The sequence below is a fragment of the Albirhodobacter sp. R86504 genome, from assembly GCF_042466415.1.
In the GTDB taxonomy this organism is placed as follows: domain Bacteria; phylum Pseudomonadota; class Alphaproteobacteria; order Rhodobacterales; family Rhodobacteraceae; genus Albirhodobacter.
Genome location: NZ_JAXHCH010000002.1, coordinates 644,017 through 661,069 on the forward strand (window position 1 = coordinate 644,017; position 17,053 = coordinate 661,069).

Here is a 17,053-nt window from a genome sequence, read left to right on the forward strand (position 1 = left end):
GACAGGCGGGTCGTTACGGGCAGGCCGCTTGATAGGTTTGGCCTGCGGAGTTGCGGTAGGTGCAGGTATTCGCCTCTTTTTGGCGACCTGCGTAATCGCCTGCGATGGCCCCGATTGTAGAACCGATCGCGGCGCCTGCGAGACGGTCATCCTTCGACGACACGAGCGCGCCCGCAGCCGCACCCGCGCCAGCCCCCGCAAAGGCGGATTGGGTCGGTGTGTCGCATGCCGCCATCAAGGCCATTGCGGGAAGAACGAGAAGCAATTTTTTCATCGCGGTTATCCTTGTTTCATGCCGAGGTGAGGATTTAAGCGTCCTCATCGGCGTTTCACCAAGTCAACGTCCCACGGGCGAATTGGTTCCGCCTAAAAATGAAAAAAATTCAAGTCGGGATCGCGCAGGTGTTGCGGCGGTGGTGGCGGCTATTTCTTGCCAATCTCGTCGCCCAGATGTTCGATGTGCTCCAGCGGCACAATCGACCAAGGCAGGCCCGCATTGCGATAAATCCGTTTGGACTTGTCGGGGTAGTCACCAACGTCATGCGCCAAGCGCTCGCCTATAACGAGGCATTTGAGTGGGCCGTCGCCAGTGTTTTTTAACGAATGTGCCAAACCGCCCTTCGGGTAGCCAATAAAATCACCCGCCCGCACGGAGAAACTCTCGTCTCCAATCCGTGCCGTGGCCTGGCCCTCAAGAATATAGACCGCCTCATCCTCATGATGATGTTTATGGTGCTCGGTCGAGACGAAGCCCGGTTGGATTTCCATGAGATGGAGGCCCAGACCCGTGAGCCCCGTCGCATCGCCGAGCGAGATATTGCGGCGCTTGGCGGCCGGATTGAGGAAATGGGTCTTATCGGTGCCTTGGGTGGCGGCGATATCTTGCCCGCGCAGAATATAGGGGTGGGGGGAGGTGGCATCGGCGGCCGTGTTCTTATCCGTCATGGGGGCGTCCTTAACGTGAAGGGAGGGGGATCTGTGAGGTCGATGCTGTCTGCGCCAAGAAAAGCAGCCGCCACCCCATCCGGCAAGAGGTGGGCGCTGTCGCGGCGTCATGTTTGCGCGCGAATGCGCTGTTTTCCCGACGTGAGGCGCGAAATGGCGCGTGCGCCCCTTGTTTTCGCCTTGCCAGCAAGTGCCGTGATCACTAGAAGAACGGCTGATTTAGGACGTGCCGCTTTTTGCGGCCCCAATAGCATAGAGGAACCCCCATGCAGGTCACCGAGACCCTCAACGAAGGCCTCAAGCGCGGCTATACCGTCACGCTTACTGCCGCCCAGCTTGACGAGCAAGTCGTCGCGAAGCTTCTCGAAGCCCAGCCGGAGATCGAAGTTAAGGGCTTCCGCAAGGGCAAGGTTCCGTTGCCGATGCTGCGCAAGCAGTTCGGTCAGCGCGTGATGGGCGATGCGATGCAAGAAGCCATCGACGGCGCTATGGCGAAGCATTTCGAAACCTCCGGCGATCGCCCTGCGATGCAGCCGAAGATCGAGATGAAAGACGGCGAAACGTGGAAAGAGGGTGACGATGTTATCGTGACCGTCGAGTACGAAGCGCTGCCAGAAATTCCGGAAGTTGATTTCTCGAACGTCGCGCTTGAGCGTCTCGTTGTGAAAGCGGAAGATGCTGCTGTTGTTGAAGCGTTGGAAAACCTCGCGAAAAACGCACAAAGCTTCGACGATAAAGACGGCGCTTCGGAAAGCGGCGATCAAGTGATCATCGATTTCGAAGGTTTCGTTGATGGCGAAGCATTTGAAGGCGGCAAGGGCGAAGATTACCCGCTCGTGCTCGGTTCCAACTCGTTCATCCCGGGCTTTGAAGATCAACTGATCGGCAAGAAAGCGGATGAAGCGGTTGACGTGACCGTGACCTTCCCTGCCGAATACGGCGCCGAGCATCTGGCAGGCAAAGAAGCCCTGTTCAAATGCACGGTTAAAGCAGTGAAAGCCCCGAAAGCGGCTGAGCTGGACGACGAGCTGGCAAAGAAATTTGGTTCGGAAGATCTCGCAGCGCTGAAAAAGCAAATCGCGGATCGTCTGGAAGAAGAATACAAAGGCGCATCGCGCGCTGTCATGAAGCGTGGCCTGTTGGACGCGCTGGACGGTCTGGTGTCCTTCGATCTGCCGCCATCCTTGGTGGACGCAGAGGCAAGCCAAATCGCGCACCAACTTTGGCACGAAGAAAACCCGGAAGTGCATGATCACAACCACGGCACTGTCGAGGCAACCGACGAGCATAAGAAGCTCGCAGAGCGTCGCGTGCGTCTGGGCCTCTTGCTCGCTGAAATCGGCCGCAAGCAGTCGATCGAAGTGACCGATCAAGAGATGACGCAAGCCGTTATGATGCAAGCGCGTCAGTATCCGGGCCAAGAGCGTGCCTTCTTCGAGTTCGTTCAGAAGAACGCGCAAATGCAGCAGCAGCTGCGTGCGCCGATCTTCGAAGACAAGGTCATCGACTTCATCGCTGAAGGCGCGAAAGTGACCGAGAAAGAAGTCTCGAAAGAAGATCTGCAAAAAGCAGTTGAAGCCCTCGACGAAGCGTAAGCGCGTTTGAGAGCGAAAATTGGAAAGGCCGCCCTTGCTTGGGGCGGCCTTTTTCATGGCGCGTTGGCTTGGTTGCGTTGGCGGCATTAAAAAACGCGCCGCAGCGCTGGGCTGCGGCGCGTGAAGACGTCGTTTTCTAGGCCTTATTCGGCTTTCGACGCCTCGATGGAGATCATGATCTCGACCTCATCGGATACGAAAGGCGCGAACTGGCCGAGCCCGTAATCCGACCGGATCACCGTGGTCGTCGCGTTGAACCCAACCCAAGGCTTCTTCTGCATGGGATGGTCACCCATTTGCGTCATTTCCGCTTTGAGGGTTACGGGCTTAGTGGTGCCGTTCATTGTCAGATCGCCCGTGATATCGGCTGTTTTCTCGCCGGTCACTTCGATGCTGGTGGATTTGAAGCTGACGTCCGCATTCTGGGCCGTGTTGAAGAAGTCTTCCGATTGGAAATGCGCATCGCGCTTTTCCCAGCCTGTCATCATGGAGCTCACAGGGAAGGTGACCTCGACGGAGGAGGCGGCGGGATCTTCCTGATCGAAGGAGATCGTGCCTTCGAAGCCAGAGAACATGCCGGTCGTCGTCGAGAAACCGAGGTGGTTATAGCTGAAGACGATCTGGCTGTGGCTCGGGTCGAGGACATAAGCTTCGGGGGCGGCGAAGGCGGCGGTGCCGGTGAAGGTCGCTGTCGCGAGGCCAGCGGCAAGCAGAATGGATTTCATCACGGGTAACTCCCTAAATAAGGTGATGACACAATGTGCCTAGCTTAAGATTTTAGCGCAACTCGAAGGATTTAAACACAATCTGTGCGGTAGCGCGCGAAGAATGGTGCGTGATGGCGCAATTGTTATGATCAGCACAGACGAATGGCTATTGCGCGGTGCAATCGGTCAGAAGCGTAACCTGTTCCGAGGGATCAGGATCGATCCAGCTGAACCGCGCGTGATCTCCTTTGATCCACCACTCATGCCCCGCTGCGAAGCCCTCGCCTGTCGTCTCACCGGTCATCTCGGTGGCGAGGTAGCGCGCGCCAGAGGCCGCGGGCGCGGATGTCATCGGAATCTGGCGGCCCTCAACGTGCAAAACGGCGAAGCTCTCGCCGGAGGCGGCGGTGATATAGCTGGCCTCCACAATCGCGCCGCGTTCGCAAAGGTAGCGCGTCTGGATCAGCTCGGCGGCGTTCTCTTGCGTCTCGCGCAGGATCTGTGCGGCGACGGGCAGGGCGGTGAGGGCAATTATCGCGGCAAGGGCCGCCGCAAGCGGTTTGGAGCGGGCGGTTTGGATGGGTTTTCCGAGCATAGAGGGCCTCCTGTTTCGCATTAGCTAAGCGAGGCAGCCGCGCGTTGCTACCCGCGTGCCCGTCACAGTTTTGCGGGTGGGCGGGATTATGCGCATAAAAAAACCGCGCCTCGTGAGGCGCGGTTTCAATTTTCGCAATCCTGAGAGGATTACATATCTTCGCCGTCTTCGTTCGCAGCGCCCATCTCGTCGAAGAGTTCTGCGATTTCGAATTCTGCTTCCGCTTCCGCTTCTGCTGCGAGGTCTTGGATCGACTTGCCCGAAGCTTGAAGCTCTGCTTCTTCAGCCGAGCGTGCAACGTTCATGGTGATCGTTGCCGTGACTTCCGGGTGCAGAACGACGGACAGATCATGCAGGCCGAGATCTTTGATCGGCTTGAGGATGATGATCTGCTTACGGTCAACTGTGAAACCAGCTGCTTCAGCCGCCTCAGCGCAGTCGCGCGGAGTGACCGAACCGTAAAGCGCGCCGGCATCGGATGCCGAGCGAATCACGACGAATTGCTGGCCGTCAAGTTTGGCGGCCAGTGCTTCGGCTTCGGATTTGGTTTCGAGGTTGCGAGCTTCGAGTTGCGCTTTGCGCTCTTCGAACGACTTGATGTTCGCAGCAGACGCGCGAAGCGCCTTGCCTTGCGGCAGCAAGAAGTTACGGCCGTAACCGTCTTTCACGGAAACGACGTCGCCCATTTGACCGAGCTTGGCCACACGTTCGAGAAGGATAACTTGCATGTGCTTGGCTCCTTACTTCACTGCGTAGGGCAGCAGGGCGAGGAAGCGGGCGCGCTTGATTGCACGGGCCAGCTCACGCTGTTTCTTTGCCGAAACCGCAGTGATGCGGGCCGGAACGATTTTGCCGCGCTCGGAGATGTAGCGCTGCAGAAGACGGGTATCTTTGTAGTCGATGGCAGGCGCGTTCTCACCGGAGAACGGGCAGACCTTACGACGACGGAAGAATGGTTTGTTCGCCATGGTTTAGTTCCTCTCGAAGATCAACGACGTTCGCGGCGTTCGCCACGATCACCACGCTCGGAGCGCTCTTCGCGCTTCTGCATTTGAACGGACGGGCCTTCTTCATGGCCATCAACTTTGATGGTCAGAACGCGCATCACGTCGTCATGCAGGCGGCACAGGCGTTCCATTTCCAAAACGGCTGCCGAAGGGGCGTTCGTTTTGAGGAAGGCGTAGTGGCCTTTGCGGTTTTTGTTGATCTTGTAGGCCATGGTTTTCACGCCCCAGTACTCGTGCTCAACGACTTTGCCGCCGTTGTCTGCGAGAACTGTGGAGAAATGTTCGATAAGGCCTTCGGCTTGTGCGTTGGAAAGATCCTGACGCGCAATAAGGACATGCTCATAAAGGGGCATGTAGGCTCCTGTACTGTCTCGGGCGGCTTCATAGGTGGGGCCAATCTTCCCGCGGCCCACCACGAGAGGCTTCGCCGGTTGCGTAAATGCGGAAAGATGGGGCCTTATAAGGGATGTGCGGCGGGATGCAAGCGCTACGTCTGGACGGCGCGATGTTTTGTTGGGGCGGGGACAGGGGTGATCGCGGGAAATGGAAACCCCCGCCGGCAAAAGCCGACGGGGGAAAGGGGCAGCGGGGCGGGGATGCGGGATGTTATTTCCGCGTTGCTTGCAGATCGATCGAGAGATCGACGTTATGCGCCACGGTCGCCTCATGCTCGTAGCTTTCGCCGACATTGTAGTCGCGCCGGTTCAGGCTGGTGCTGCCTGACATCACGGCCTTATCGCCCTCAATCGTGAGGGTGAATGGCAAGGTGAGGGGCTGTTCAGTGCCCTTCACGGTGAGCGTGCCCACCGCCACATGCTGAGCCGTGTCCGTGCCTTCAACGGGTGTAATCGCCGCTTGGAAGATGGCTTGCGGGAAGGCGCTTTCATTGAAGAAATCCGACTCCAGCGCTTCTTTGGTGACGGAGCCCAGCGTGAGCGAGCCGATATCGACTGTCACGATGACATCGCCGGTGCGGGTTGCCTCGTCGTAGGTGATGACGGGGGCGAAGCTCGCGAAGCTGCCGGTGACGGAGGAGCCCATCTGCGTGATCTCGAGGGAGAGGGTGCCGGTTTCCATCATCCAGTTGCCAGTCGGCGCGGGGTCTTGTGCGGCCTCGGTTTGGGCGGATGCGTTAGTGTCCGCCGGTGCCGCGTCTTCGGCCGGTGTGTCGGTCGGCGCATCGGTGGTGGCATCGGTTGGCGCTGCTTCGGTCGGCGTCGCAGCGGACGAGGTGGCGGGGGCCTCTACGGCTGTGTCCTGAGCGGGTTCGCCCGTGGCCAGTGAGTTTTCCTTATCCATGATTTCCGGCGTTGCAGGGGCTTGCGGCGCTTCGGATGCGTCCTCGGATGGTGCTTGCGATTGCTCGGTTGATGGCTCGGTCGATTGCTCAGTCGATTGCTCAGTCGATTGCTCTGGCGGCATGCGGCCGTCACGCGGGTCGGGGCCGAAGGTGACGAAACCAAACACGCCGAGCCAGATCACAAGCGCGAGGACCGGCGCGAGGATGTGGCGTTCGGTGTTCTCAGGGGGCAGGATCGCGGGGCCGGCAGGCGCACCGGAAGTCATCCGGCCCAAGGTGCCGTCTTTATCCATGAATACGTGTTTCAGCGCGCCCAAAACATGCAGGCCAATCGCCACATAGAGAACCTTGGCCGAAAGTTTGTGAATGCCCTCTGCGATATGTCCTACGGATTCGGATTGCGGCACAAATGGCAGCGCTTGCGGGAAGGGCCACAGGATCGGCGCAAAGCCCGAGGTGGTTGAATGGTAGATCCATCCCGACAGCGGCATGATCAGCATCGCGCCGTAGAGCATCCAATGCATGAGTTTCGCGGTGAAGTTTTCTAAGTGGCGTTCGGGGTGGATTTCAACGGGATGGGGTTGGGAGATCGCCCACACGATCCGGATAAGCGCGGTGAAGAAGGCCGTGACGCCCAGAGTTTTGTGCCAAGAGAAGATTTGCATCAACTGCGCGCGACCTTCTTCCGTCCCGCGCGGCAAGAGTTCCGTGTAGAGCGCGAGGCCGATTGCAGTCAAAATCAACAGGGCTGTGAGCCAGTGCAGAACGCGCGCCACAAGGCCGAAACGTGTGCGCGTATTGGTGAATGTCGGTTGGGGGGCGGTGATCATGGGGAAACCTTGTGATCTGGAAACGTCAAATTGCGAGAGTTAAGGCGAGTTTAGCCAGTTTCGGGGCGAATGCTACAGGCTTGCGCGCAGTTAGGCGGCCTTACCGTTCCTGTTTGGCGGGAAGCAGGCTTTGGGGAGGTGTGACTTGTCGCGCGGGATTGAGGGCGATAAAGGGGATGTCACACATGAGTTAGGGAGTGAAGAGCCAGATGACGCGAGTATTCGTATTCCCCGGACAGGGTGCGCAGGCCATTGGAATGGGTAAATCCTTGGCGGAGGCCTATCCCGCAGCGCGGGCCGTGTTTGAGGAGGTCGATACGGCTTTGGGCGAAAAGCTGTCGGCGCTGATTTGGGAAGGCGATATCGAGACGCTGACCCTGACGGCCAATGCGCAGCCGGCGTTGATGGCGACGTCTTTGGCCGCGATGCGGGCGCTTGAGGCGGAGGGGTTTGGCCTGTCCGATGCGGCGTTCGTGGCGGGGCATTCGCTGGGGGAATATTCGGCGCTTTGTGCGGCGGGGGCGCTGAGCGTGGCGGATACGGCACGTTTGTTGCGCTTGCGCGGTGAGGCGATGCAATCGGCGGTGCCGGTTGGCGTGGGGGCGATGGCGGCGGTGCTGGGTCTTGATCTGGCGGCGGTGCGCGAGGTGGCTGAAGAAGCGTCGCAGGGCGAGATCTGTCAGGCGGCGAATGACAATGATCCGGCGCAGGTCGTGATTTCGGGCCATAAGGCGGCGGTGGAGCGCGCGGCGGAGATCGCCAAAGCGCGCGGGGCGAAGCGGGCGTTGTTGTTGCCAGTGTCCGCGCCATTCCATTGCGCGTTGATGCAGCCTGCGGCGGATGCGATGGCTTCGGCTTTGGCGGAGACGGTGATTTCCGCGCCCAAGGTGCCTGTCGTGGCAAACGTGCGCGCCGAAGCTGTCGCCGACCCCGAGGTGATCCGTCAGTTGCTCGTTGAGCAGGTGACCGGATCGGTGCGTTGGCGCGAATCCGTGGAATGGATGGTGGCGCAGGGCGCGACCGAGTTCTGGGAAATCGGCGCGGGCAAGGCGCTGTCGGGGATGATCAAGCGCATCGCCAAAGAGACATTGCAAGTCAACATCGGATCGCCGGAAGATATCGCCAAGCTCAAGGGCTGATTGCGCGGCTTTGCGGAACGGGAAGGCGGGCTTTGGCCCGCCTTTTTTATTGTGTTGTCTGTCCAGCGTGTCTTGCGTTTAATTTAGGCAAGTTGAAGCAGTTTTTAGGGGTGTTGGGATTGCTTGATCAGATATCGCATTATTGTTCAGCGAATGTTTTTCTGTCGTTGATTCAGCGGAAAGAATTTTGGCTCACCTCGCTTACGTCTTCTAATGATCGTGCAGAAGGGCGCTGGATGTTGGATAATTGGCTGGACGGGCTAACAGATGAGCACGACATGACGGCGGAGAGAGTTGGTGCGATTAGAGGAAATGCGCAGGCGGCACTCAACGAAAATTATGCATTGGGAATTTGTTTTTCGGAGGAAAGCGATCTGCTGAGCCAGTGGCGTGCTTATTCCGACGACGCGACTGGCTTCTCCGTGACCTTTAATCGCGAAATGCTGCAGCGTCGGTATGCACGTGCAGATTTTCTAGCCTCACCGGCGCTTATTCAAATTGCATACGGGGCGGCCCATTCCCCTCAGGTAGCGCGTGCAGACCAATGGTTACGGCTAGCTTTCTTTGATGATGCCGCAGACTGTCAGATAGACAATAATGTAACACAGTTTCTTGAGGCGGAATTTTCGAGCGATCTGTCACAACGGCGCAGGCTTGCCGCTGCGCTCCTTTTTTCGATAAAAAGTCCAGCTTTTTGCGAAGAAAAAGAATGGCGCATACTTCACTATTCTTCGCTTAACGCGCTTCGAAACGTTGAGTTTCGAGAGCATAAGACGGTGATTTCACCGTATGTACGGCTACCCTTTGAGAGAGAGGCCATCATCGGCGTGACGTTGGGGCCTTGCAATGACACTCCCGAGGATGTCGTCGAGGCGCTGCTCAAGGCAAACGGTGTTCACGCTTGGGTTCGGAAAAGCGCTGCAAGCTACGTCAGCCGTTAATCTACACGGCGAAGCGAGTGTTAATTGTGCGGGGTTGAGCATGATGCCGCCGCCGCCCCCTTGAGTCCCAAGAGGCTAAAAATAACCCCGCCGGAGGCGCCTTTTTCTCTCCCGACGCGGGATGCGCGGTGGGCTGGTGCATCGGTGCGCTGGTTGATAAAGAGGGAGAAACGGATTTTGGGGCCTGATGGGGGACGTTATGTTTGATTTGACGGGTAAAAATGCGCTTGTGACGGGCGCTTCGGGTGGGATTGGCGGCGAGATTGCCAAGGCGCTGCATGCGGCGGGGGCGACGGTTGTTTTGTCGGGCACGCGCGAGGCGCCGCTGCAGGCTTTTGCGTCGGAATTGGGCGAGCGGGCGCATGTGGTGACGGCGAATCTGTCGGAGCCGGAGTCGGTTGAGGCATTGCCGAAGGCGGCGATTGCGGCGATGGGGTCGCTTGATATTTTGGTGAATAACGCGGGGATCACGCGCGACAATCTGTTTATGCGGATGTCGGATGAGGAATGGGCCTCGGTGATTGATGTGAACCTGACGTCGTCGATGCGATTGATGCGGGGCGTTTTGCGCGGAATGATGAAGGCGCGTTGGGGGCGGATTATCAATATCACCTCGATCGTCGGGACGACGGGCAATCCGGGGCAGGGCAATTATGCGGCGGCGAAGGCGGGGCTTGTGGGCATGTCGAAATCGCTGGCCTATGAGGTCGCGTCGCGCGGGATCACGGTGAATTGTGTGGCGCCCGGTTTCATTGCGACGGCGATGACGGACAAGCTCAATGACGAGCAAAAGGGTAAAATCCTTACGCAAATTCCGGCGGGGCGGATGGGCACGCCGGAGGAGATCGCGGCGGCGGTCCTCTATCTGGCGTCGCCGGAGGCAGGCTATGTCACAGGCGCGACGTTGCATGTGAATGGCGGCATGGCGATGGTGTAACGCCGCCTAATCTTTGCAGGACTTTTGAGCCGCGGCGCCCGATGGGCCTGCGGCTTTTTCATGGGGTGGTTGCTCTGATCTGCGGGGATCGCGCGTGTAGCGCGGAGGGGGTTGGGCGCGGCTCTGTGGGGGCGGCGCGTATTTTGTTTCGCGTAAGGGGCGGGGCGGCTTTGTGGCGGGGGGCTAGGCGGGTGCGCGTTGATGTGTTAGGCGGGGCGGCGCGCGCGGTGCGGAAAACGGCTTGTCTTGAGACGGGACTGTGCTATTAGCGGCGTGACGGCTTGGGGGGCAACCCGCTTGGCCGCGTGCTTTGCTTTCGGGTGAAGTGCTCAAGAGCCGCTCTTCGGAGCAGGGTTTTATGGGGCAATTGCCCACGAGATTGAGGAATTACCATGAGCGACATCGCAGATCGCGTGAAGAAGATCGTCGTCGAGCATCTTGGCGTTGAAGAAGATAAGGTCACCGAGACCGCGTCGTTCATCGACGACCTCGGCGCAGACAGCCTGGACACCGTAGAATTGGTGATGGCTTTCGAGGAAGAGTTCGGGATCGAGATTCCGGATGACGCTGCTGAAACGATCCAAACGTTCGGCGACGCGGTGAAGTTCATCACCGAAGCGGCCTAATCGTTTTTTCCTTTCGAGGAACCAAAAGGCGCCCTTAGCGGGCGCCTTTTGCGTTTCGGGATGGGGCTTTCGAGCTGGCAGGTGGTTTGCCCTCTTGTTTTCGGCGCGGGTTTATCCAAATAAACGGACGGGGTGACGCGGTGCGGCGCCCCTCTATTTTAAAGAGTGATTAACGGGCGGATGACGTCCGAATTGATAGAGGGGGCGGGGGCGGTTTCGGCCTGTGTCCTTGTCGGGAAACCGGTTCAGTTTACATGGGGTTTCGCAGCGTTGCAGAGCGGGGCTTGCGCGTGTATCAACTGGATCGAGCAAATAAAGGAAGAGGTGTCCGATGCGGCGCGTCGTAGTCACGGGACTGGGAATGGTTACGCCTTTGGCGTGCGGGGTCGAGGAAACTTGGTCGCGGTTGATTGCGGGGCAATCGGGGGCGGGCGATATCAAACGGTTTGATGCGTCAAATGTCGTGACCAAATATGCGTGCGAGATCCCGATCGGGGATGGCACGGATGGCACGTTCAACGCAGATGATTGGATGGAGCCAAAAGAGCAACGCAAGGTAGATGATTTCATTCTCTACGGGATGGCTGCGGCGGTTCAGGCAGTCAAGGATTCCGGCTGGGAGCCGCAGACGGAGGAAGATCGCTACCGCACGGGTGTGATGATCGGCTCCGGTATCGGTGGCTTGTCGGCGATTGCGGATACGGCTGTTTTGATCAAGGAAAAGGGCGCCAAGCGCGTCTCCCCCTTCTTTATTCCATCGGCGTTGATCAACTTGATTTCCGGTCAGGTTTCGATCCGCTTTGGCTTTAAGGGACCTAACCATGCGGTTGTGACTGCCTGTTCGACCGGCGCGCATGCGATTGGCGATGCGGCGCGGTTGATCCAGTGGGGCGATGCGGATGTGATGCTTGCCGGCGGGGCGGAGAGCCCGATTTCAGAGATTGGGATCGCGGGCTTCAACGCGTGCAAGGCTTTGTCAACGAAACGCGGTGACGATCCTGCGAGCGCAAGCCGCCCTTATGATGCCGATCGCGACGGGTTCGTGATGGGGGAAGGCGCCGGTGTTGTGGTGCTGGAAGAATATGAGCATGCGAAGGCGCGCGGCGCGAAAATTTACGCCGAGATTTTGGGTTACGGATTGTCTGGCGATGCGTATCACATCACCGCGCCTGCGGAGGATGGATCGGGCGCGTATCGGTCGATGGATATGGCGCTGACGCGCGCCAATGTCGCACCGGAGGCAATTGATTATATCAACGCGCACGGCACATCGACGATGGCAGACACGATTGAGCTTGCGGCGGTGGAGCGTTTGATGGGCGCGGCGGCGGGCAAGGCGACGATGTCGTCGACCAAGTCATCCATCGGGCATTTGTTGGGGGCTGCGGGCGCGGTGGAAGCGATCTTCTGCATTCTCGCGATCCGTGACCAAATTGCGCCGCCAACTTTGAACCTCGATAATCCGGCTGTTGACACCAAGCTTGATCTCGCGCCGAAGGTTGCGGTGAAGCGGGAGATCAATATCGCGCTGTCCAATTCGTTTGGATTCGGGGGCACCAATGCGAGCCTTGTGATGGGCAAGGTGACGGGCTGATGTGGCGTCACATCGTATCGAACTTCCTTTCGGTTCTGATCGTCATTCTTTTGGCGATCGGAGCGGGGGTCGCGTGGGGGCAAAAGCAGTTCACGGGCGCGGGGCCGCTGGCTGAAGCAGTGTGCTTTGTGGTGCCGCAAGGAACGAGTTTCTCGCGACTGGCGCCGCAATTGGCGGAGCAGGGCGTGATTTCGTCAGAATATATCTTCCGTGCGGGTTTGGATTATTCGGGTAAGGCACCGCAATTGAAGCACGGTTCGTATTTGATCGAGCCTGCGACGTCGATGGAGACGGTGATTGACCAGTTGACCACCGCGGGGGCGTCGAGCTGTGGCGCGGAAGTGATTTACCGGATCGGTGTGCGTGATAGTGACATCGTTCTGCGCGAGCTTGACCCGGCAACGAAGGCAATGACCGAGATCGTGAAAGTCTCTGTGGACAGCGATCCGATGCCAGCGGAATTGACCGAGGCGCTTGCGGCGGCGGATTTGCGGTTGCGCGTCACGGTGGCGGAAGGCGTTACGAGCTGGCAGGTGGTTGAGGGGCTCAACGCGTTTGAGCACTTGCAAGGCGATGCGGGCGAGCGGCCTGCGGAGGGCAGTCTGGCGCCGGGAAGCTATGAGATCGGCAGTGATCTGTCGCGCGCGGGTGTGATCGCGCGGATGGAGAGCGTGCAGGCAGAGACGCTTGACCGGCTTTGGGAAGCGCGTGCCGAGGGCTTGCCCTATGCGACCAAGGAAGAAGCCCTTGTGATGGCCTCGATCGTTGAGAAAGAGACCGGACTCGCAGAGGAGCGCCATCAGGTCGCAGGGGTGTTTGTGAACCGCCTGAAAAAGGGGATGAGGTTGCAGACAGATCCAGCGGTGATTTACGGCGTGACCAATGGCGAAGGGATTTTGGAGCGCGGTTTGCGGGCATCTGAACTCAAGCGGGCGACGCCGTACAACACCTACGTGATTGAGGGGCTGCCGCCGGGACCGATTGCCAATCCGGGCGCCGCGGCGATCGAGGCGGCTTTGCATCCTGACGAGACAGAGTATTTGTTCTTTGTCGCGGACGGGACGGGCGGTCATGCGTTTGCAACGACGTTGGCCGAGCATAACGCGAATGTCGCAAAGTGGCGTAAGATCGAAGCGGAGCAAAACGCGGCCCAGTGAATGAGGGTTTGAGCGGTAGCAAGTAAGTTTGAGCCCCTGCGGAACACTCCGCGGGGGCTTTTGATAAGAATCGGGCAGTGTTTTAGGGATGCATTTCTCGAGAATCGGTGCTGCGGAAGTTGAATTGCGCGATGAAATTGCAAGCAGTGCCAGGATTGGGGCGGGGCGTTCGCTTGAGGCGTTTCTGCTATCTAACTATAATTATGGTATTTTATTGGTCTCTGTTGCACAAATCGGCTGAACGCCGAGTTTCCCCTCTCTTGGACGGACTTATCCTAGGGCTTCCGTGACGGGTATGCCGAGCGCGGTGTAGCCGTTCAGGACGGCGATGCGGACCTGTAGTTCCGCGATCCTGCGGTCGAAGTGCCGCGCCATGAGTCGCTGGTCCAGCAGCTTCATACGCTCCATCCGCTGCCCGGCAGGACATCGCGAAGCGATGGTCCGAAAGGGCTCGCCAGAGCGAGCGCCCCAGGTATTTCGCCGCGCGCAAGGCCTCGTTTCGCGCCACGGCTCCGGCTGTGATCGTCTTCCACGGCTTCGCGTTCTGCGGGGCGGGATGACGGCATGGGCGCCGCGATCTGCAATCGCATCGTGGCATTTGCGCGTGTCGTAGGCGCCATCAGCCGTGACGCTACTGAATTCCTGATGCTGCGGGATTTGGTCGCGAAGGTCGGGTAGGATCGGCGTATCACCAATGTGGCTCCCAGGAATCTCAACAGCCTGAACCTCCAGCGTTTCCTCATCAATCCCCCAGTAGATCTTGTGCCAGACGCGCCGTTTAGGGCCGCCCATTGCCCCGCAATCTAAACGAAGTTGCGATGAGAGGGATGCTTGCGGGCGCGTCATTCGCCTTCACCTTCGACCTTGATCCCAGTGCTGTCCTTTTCTCGGCAATCGCTGCTTGCAGCGATGAGAGGGCATCAACAGGTACAACGGCCCCTTGGAGCCGCGGTCTGGGATGTTGACGGCCAAGGTCTTCTGGCCTCTCTCGACGAACCCGGTCGTCTGCCGGAGCGCTATGCCGAACAGCACCTTCATCGAGAGGCAGTCTGTATTGCGGCGTCGCTATAGCTCTGCCGGCGGCCACGCCTGCCTATCGGTATGGCATCCCAGCTCATCTCAGGGTCGAGCCAGCCTTACGGCGACTGCAGGCAATCACCTATCGGCCAACGGATCGTCAGTGAGCCGCCGCGCTTGAGCGCTTCATCGTAGGCTGGCCAGTGTCTGGTCTTGTAGGTCAGGGGTATGGGTCTGCTCATGCATCCAAGCTACCACGCTAAATTCACAAGATGAATCCCTCGCGCGATTTGTGTAACAGAGCCCTGGCACGCAATACTTGCGAGCGCTTGGCAAAGTGATTGAGGGTGTGATCCAATGGCGCAGTCGTGTTTAAGCGCGGGTTTTCGTTTGGCGTCATCTAGGCTATGCATTTGGAGGACTTACTTGAATCACACTGCATCTGATAAGGTAAGCGCATAGCAAGGAGATGGCCGATGGCAGAGATGCGAGCAAAAATGGCAGCGGTTGATCCGGTTTGGTCGCGCGTTTGCGAAGAGGCTGTGGATGCTGTGCGCGATGAACCGCTATTAGGCGGTCTGATCCACTCTGGCATTTTGCATCACGGCTCTATGGAGCGTTCATTAGCCTATCGTTTCTCGCTGAAGTTAGCGTCCGGCGAAATGAGCGAGCAGATATTGCGCGAAACGGCAGATGAGGCATATGCCTCATCGCCTGATCTGGCGCAGTCTGCGCGGGCGGATCTCGTTGCTGTCTTTGATCGCGACCCCGCATGCCATCGGTACTTACAACCCTTGCTGTTTTTCAAAGGATATCAGGCGTTGCAATCATACCGGATTGCGCACTGGCTTTGGGGGCAAGGGCGTCGTGACATGGCCTATTTCGTGCAGATGCGGACCTCTGAAATCTTTGGCGTAGACATCCATCCGGCAGCTCGGATCGGAAAAGGCGTCATGATTGATCACGCTCATTCGATCGTGATCGGGGAAACGGCCGTCGTCGGCGATAACGTCTCGATGCTGCATTCTGTCACCTTGGGGGGGACGGGCAAAGAAGAAGAAGATCGTCATCCTAAGATTGGCGACGGGGTTCTAATTGGCGCCGGGGCCAAAGTCTTGGGCAATATTCATGTTGGCGCGAATAGCCGGATTGCCGCAGGATCTGTCGTTCTTGCGGATGTGCCGCATTGCAAGACTGTTGCGGGGGTTCCGGCAAAGGTCGTCGGAGATGCGGGCTGTGATCAGCCTTCCGTTTCAATGGATCAGCATCTGACGGGGTGCAAAGGCGGGCTGTAACGCCTGCGCATGTCACGTTGGTCAGCCAGAGAATGCAAAAGGCCGGAGCGATGAGCTCCGGCCTTTCTTAATTTTTGAAAGAGATCAGGCAAGCATTGCCATCGGGTTCTCCAAGTTCTCAACAATGGCTTTAAGCAGTTCAGCGCCCAATGCCCCGTCGATAACACGGTGGTCGACCGAGAGTGTCATTGACATCATCGTCGCCACTTCGATTTCACCTGCCGCGTTGACGACTGGTTTTTTCACTCCTGCGCCCACCGCGAGGATCGCGCCATGCGGCGGGTTGATAACGGCGTCAAAGTTTTCGACACCCATCATCCCGAGGTTTGAAATCGCGAAGCTACCGCCTTGGTATTCATGCGGCGCAAGCTTCCGATTGCGGGCACGAGCCGCCAAGTCTTTCATCTGTGCAGAGAGCGACGATAAGGATTTAGCCTCCGCGTCCTGTAAAACGGGGGTAAAAAGCCCGCCCTCAATTGCGACAGCGACCGCAACGTCCGAGGCTTTCATCTTGAGCACACGGTCTCCGGCCCAGACGGCGTTGGCGTCTGGCACGGCTTGCAACGCCAAAGCGCAGGCTTTGATGATAAAATCGTTTACCGACAGTTTAACGCCGCGCGATTCCAACTTTTTGTTCAGATCACCACGGAAGGCCATCAGCGCGTCCAGGCGAACTTCGCGCCGCAGATAGAAGTGCGGAATCGTTTGTTTGGCTTCTGTCAGGCGCGCCGCAATGGTTTTGCGCATGCCGTCGAGAGGAACTTCTTCGTAGCTCCGGCCTTCATACATCTTCGCAACGTTCGACGCGGAAACTGCGGGAGCAGCAACAGGTGTCGGTGCCGCTTCAGGTGCATGAGCTTTGGCAACGGGGCTCGCTACAGCCGACTCGACATCGGCTTTCACGATCCGGCCACGGGGGCCAGATCCCGAAATCGCTTTCAGATCCAAGCCCTTATCGGACGCGATGCGACGTGCCAGTGGTGACGCGAAGACGCGATCAGTCTCGGCCTTCGGGGCCGCTGGAGCGGCGTTTGGCGTTGTCGCCGGAGCAGATTCAGCTTTCGGGGCTGCTGCTTTGGCTTCTGGCTTCGGGGCGGTGGCCACGGCCGACGCATCTTCGCCATCTTCCAACAAGACGGCGATTGCCTCGTTCACTTTCACTCCGGACGTGCCGGCAGCGATCAGGATTTTCCCGATCACACCCTCATCGACCGCTTCGAACTCCATCGTCGCCTTGTCGGTCTCGATCTCGGCGAGGATGTCGCCCGACTGAACGGTATCCCCTTCCTTTACGAGCCACTTTGCCAATGTGCCCTCTTCCATCGTCGGGGAGAGAGCAGGCATCAAAATTTCAATAGCCATGATCTT

Annotated in this window: 17 protein-coding genes and 1 pseudogene; 8 read left to right on the top strand and 10 right to left on the bottom strand. The window is 58.6% G+C overall.

The window, feature by feature from the left end; genetic code table 11:
- Positions 1-13: 13 nt before the first annotated feature.
- Together SJY32_RS05215 and SJY32_RS05220 are read right to left on the bottom strand one after the other, a co-directional pair.
- Positions 14-274 carry a glycine zipper 2TM domain-containing protein gene (locus tag SJY32_RS05215; RefSeq protein WP_376872452.1) on the bottom strand — a complete coding sequence of 87 codons (261 nt, stop codon included), beginning with the start codon at positions 272-274 and terminating at the stop codon, positions 14-16.
- A gap of 149 nt (positions 275-423) precedes the next feature.
- The gene (locus SJY32_RS05220; protein ID WP_376872455.1) at positions 424-945 is read right to left on the bottom strand and encodes a cupin domain-containing protein; all 522 of its coding nucleotides are present in this window, start codon (positions 943-945) and stop codon (positions 424-426) included.
- Between the two features lie 266 nt (positions 946-1,211).
- Between SJY32_RS05220 and tig the strand changes: the two genes are divergently transcribed.
- Positions 1,212-2,540 carry a trigger factor gene (tig, locus tag SJY32_RS05225; protein WP_376872457.1) on the top strand — a complete coding sequence of 443 codons (1,329 nt, stop codon included), beginning with the start codon at positions 1,212-1,214 and terminating at the stop codon, positions 2,538-2,540.
- Positions 2,541-2,683: 143 nt separating this feature from the next.
- Here the strand turns inward: tig and SJY32_RS05230 are convergent, their stop codons facing one another.
- The 6 genes from SJY32_RS05230 to SJY32_RS05255 all read right to left on the bottom strand — a co-directional run bounded on the left by SJY32_RS05230 (position 2,684) and on the right by SJY32_RS05255 (position 6,979).
- Entirely contained in the window at positions 2,684-3,265 is a 582-nt protein-coding gene (locus SJY32_RS05230) for a YceI family protein (RefSeq protein WP_376872459.1), read from the bottom strand.
- Positions 3,266-3,413: 148 nt separating this feature from the next.
- Positions 3,414-3,842 (bottom strand): MliC family protein, encoded by a 429-nt coding sequence (locus tag SJY32_RS05235; protein ID WP_376872461.1) that lies wholly within the window; start codon positions 3,840-3,842, stop codon positions 3,414-3,416.
- Positions 3,843-3,991: 149 nt separating this feature from the next.
- Positions 3,992-4,570, bottom strand: a complete 579-nt coding sequence (gene rplI, locus SJY32_RS05240) for a 50S ribosomal protein L9 (RefSeq protein WP_376872464.1) — start codon at positions 4,568-4,570, stop codon at positions 3,992-3,994.
- A 12-nt stretch (positions 4,571-4,582) separates the two neighbouring features.
- Positions 4,583-4,810: a 30S ribosomal protein S18 gene (gene rpsR, locus SJY32_RS05245; RefSeq protein WP_374801082.1), complete on the bottom strand. Its 228-nt coding sequence runs from the start codon at positions 4,808-4,810 to the stop codon at positions 4,583-4,585.
- Positions 4,811-4,830: 20 nt separating this feature from the next.
- Positions 4,831-5,202: a 30S ribosomal protein S6 gene (rpsF, locus tag SJY32_RS05250; protein ID WP_376872468.1), complete on the bottom strand. Its 372-nt coding sequence runs from the start codon at positions 5,200-5,202 to the stop codon at positions 4,831-4,833.
- A 253-nt stretch (positions 5,203-5,455) separates the two neighbouring features.
- A complete protein-coding gene (locus tag SJY32_RS05255) occupies positions 5,456-6,979 on the bottom strand; it encodes a cytochrome b/b6 domain-containing protein (protein WP_376872470.1) in 1,524 nt (507 codons plus the stop codon).
- Between the two features lie 209 nt (positions 6,980-7,188).
- On the opposite strand from SJY32_RS05255, the gene fabD reads away from it, so the two are divergent.
- The 6 genes from fabD (at position 7,189) to mltG (ending at position 13,373) form a co-directional block, all read left to right on the top strand.
- Entirely contained in the window at positions 7,189-8,118 is a 930-nt protein-coding gene (gene fabD, locus SJY32_RS05260) for an ACP S-malonyltransferase (RefSeq protein WP_376872472.1), read from the top strand.
- Positions 8,119-8,150: 32 nt separating this feature from the next.
- Entirely contained in the window at positions 8,151-9,059 is a 909-nt protein-coding gene (locus SJY32_RS05265) for a DUF2971 domain-containing protein (protein ID WP_376872475.1), read from the top strand.
- A gap of 199 nt (positions 9,060-9,258) precedes the next feature.
- Complete coding sequence (fabG, locus tag SJY32_RS05270) at positions 9,259-9,996, top strand: 3-oxoacyl-ACP reductase FabG (protein WP_376872478.1); 738 nt, start codon at positions 9,259-9,261, stop codon at positions 9,994-9,996.
- A 392-nt stretch (positions 9,997-10,388) separates the two neighbouring features.
- Entirely contained in the window at positions 10,389-10,622 is a 234-nt protein-coding gene (locus SJY32_RS05275; protein WP_013067402.1) for an acyl carrier protein, read from the top strand.
- A gap of 331 nt (positions 10,623-10,953) precedes the next feature.
- On the top strand, positions 10,954-12,216 hold the full coding sequence (gene fabF, locus SJY32_RS05280) for a beta-ketoacyl-ACP synthase II (RefSeq protein WP_376872483.1): 1,263 nt from the start codon (positions 10,954-10,956) through the stop codon (positions 12,214-12,216).
- Positions 12,216-13,373, top strand: coding sequence for an endolytic transglycosylase MltG (mltG, locus tag SJY32_RS05285; RefSeq protein ID WP_376872486.1), 1,158 nt, complete (start codon positions 12,216-12,218; stop codon positions 13,371-13,373). Before fabF ends, mltG begins: the two co-directional genes overlap by 1 nt.
- A 270-nt stretch (positions 13,374-13,643) precedes the next feature.
- Here mltG and SJY32_RS05290 read toward each other — a convergent pair.
- A pseudogene (locus SJY32_RS05290) lies at positions 13,644-14,632 on the bottom strand (transposase).
- A gap of 234 nt (positions 14,633-14,866) precedes the next feature.
- Here SJY32_RS05290 and cysE point away from each other — a divergent pair.
- Positions 14,867-15,685, top strand: coding sequence for a serine O-acetyltransferase (cysE, locus tag SJY32_RS05295; protein ID WP_376872489.1), 819 nt, complete (start codon positions 14,867-14,869; stop codon positions 15,683-15,685).
- Positions 15,686-15,769: 84 nt separating this feature from the next.
- Here cysE and SJY32_RS05300 read toward each other — a convergent pair whose 3' ends face one another.
- On the bottom strand, positions 15,770-17,047 hold the full coding sequence (locus tag SJY32_RS05300) for a pyruvate dehydrogenase complex dihydrolipoamide acetyltransferase (protein WP_376872492.1): 1,278 nt from the start codon (positions 17,045-17,047) through the stop codon (positions 15,770-15,772).
- Positions 17,048-17,053: the final 6 nt, after the last annotated feature.

Bases quoted from the DNA above. Each gene is read 5' to 3' on its own strand.
- SJY32_RS05215 (WP_376872452.1), bottom strand. From the start codon at position 274: ATGAAAAAATTGCTTCTCGTTCTTCCCGCAATGGCCTTGATGGCGGCA.
- SJY32_RS05220 (WP_376872455.1), bottom strand. From the start codon at position 945: ATGACGGATAAGAACACGGCCGCCGATGCCACCTCCCCCCACCCCTAT.
- tig (WP_376872457.1), top strand. From the start codon at position 1,212: ATGCAGGTCACCGAGACCCTCAACGAAGGCCTCAAGCGCGGCTATACC.
- SJY32_RS05230 (WP_376872459.1), bottom strand. From the start codon at position 3,265: ATGAAATCCATTCTGCTTGCCGCTGGCCTCGCGACAGCGACCTTCACC.
- SJY32_RS05235 (WP_376872461.1), bottom strand. From the start codon at position 3,842: ATGCTCGGAAAACCCATCCAAACCGCCCGCTCCAAACCGCTTGCGGCG.
- rplI (WP_376872464.1), bottom strand. From the start codon at position 4,570: ATGCAAGTTATCCTTCTCGAACGTGTGGCCAAGCTCGGTCAAATGGGC.
- rpsR (WP_374801082.1), bottom strand. From the start codon at position 4,810: ATGGCGAACAAACCATTCTTCCGTCGTCGTAAGGTCTGCCCGTTCTCC.
- rpsF (WP_376872468.1), bottom strand. From the start codon at position 5,202: ATGCCCCTTTATGAGCATGTCCTTATTGCGCGTCAGGATCTTTCCAAC.
- SJY32_RS05255 (WP_376872470.1), bottom strand. From the start codon at position 6,979: ATGATCACCGCCCCCCAACCGACATTCACCAATACGCGCACACGTTTC.
- fabD (WP_376872472.1), top strand. From the start codon at position 7,189: ATGACGCGAGTATTCGTATTCCCCGGACAGGGTGCGCAGGCCATTGGA.
- fabG (WP_376872478.1), top strand. From the start codon at position 9,259: ATGTTTGATTTGACGGGTAAAAATGCGCTTGTGACGGGCGCTTCGGGT.
- SJY32_RS05275 (WP_013067402.1), top strand. From the start codon at position 10,389: ATGAGCGACATCGCAGATCGCGTGAAGAAGATCGTCGTCGAGCATCTT.
- fabF (WP_376872483.1), top strand. From the start codon at position 10,954: ATGCGGCGCGTCGTAGTCACGGGACTGGGAATGGTTACGCCTTTGGCG.
- mltG (WP_376872486.1), top strand. From the start codon at position 12,216: ATGTGGCGTCACATCGTATCGAACTTCCTTTCGGTTCTGATCGTCATT.
- cysE (WP_376872489.1), top strand. From the start codon at position 14,867: ATGGCAGAGATGCGAGCAAAAATGGCAGCGGTTGATCCGGTTTGGTCG.
- SJY32_RS05300 (WP_376872492.1), bottom strand. From the start codon at position 17,047: ATGGCTATTGAAATTTTGATGCCTGCTCTCTCCCCGACGATGGAAGAG.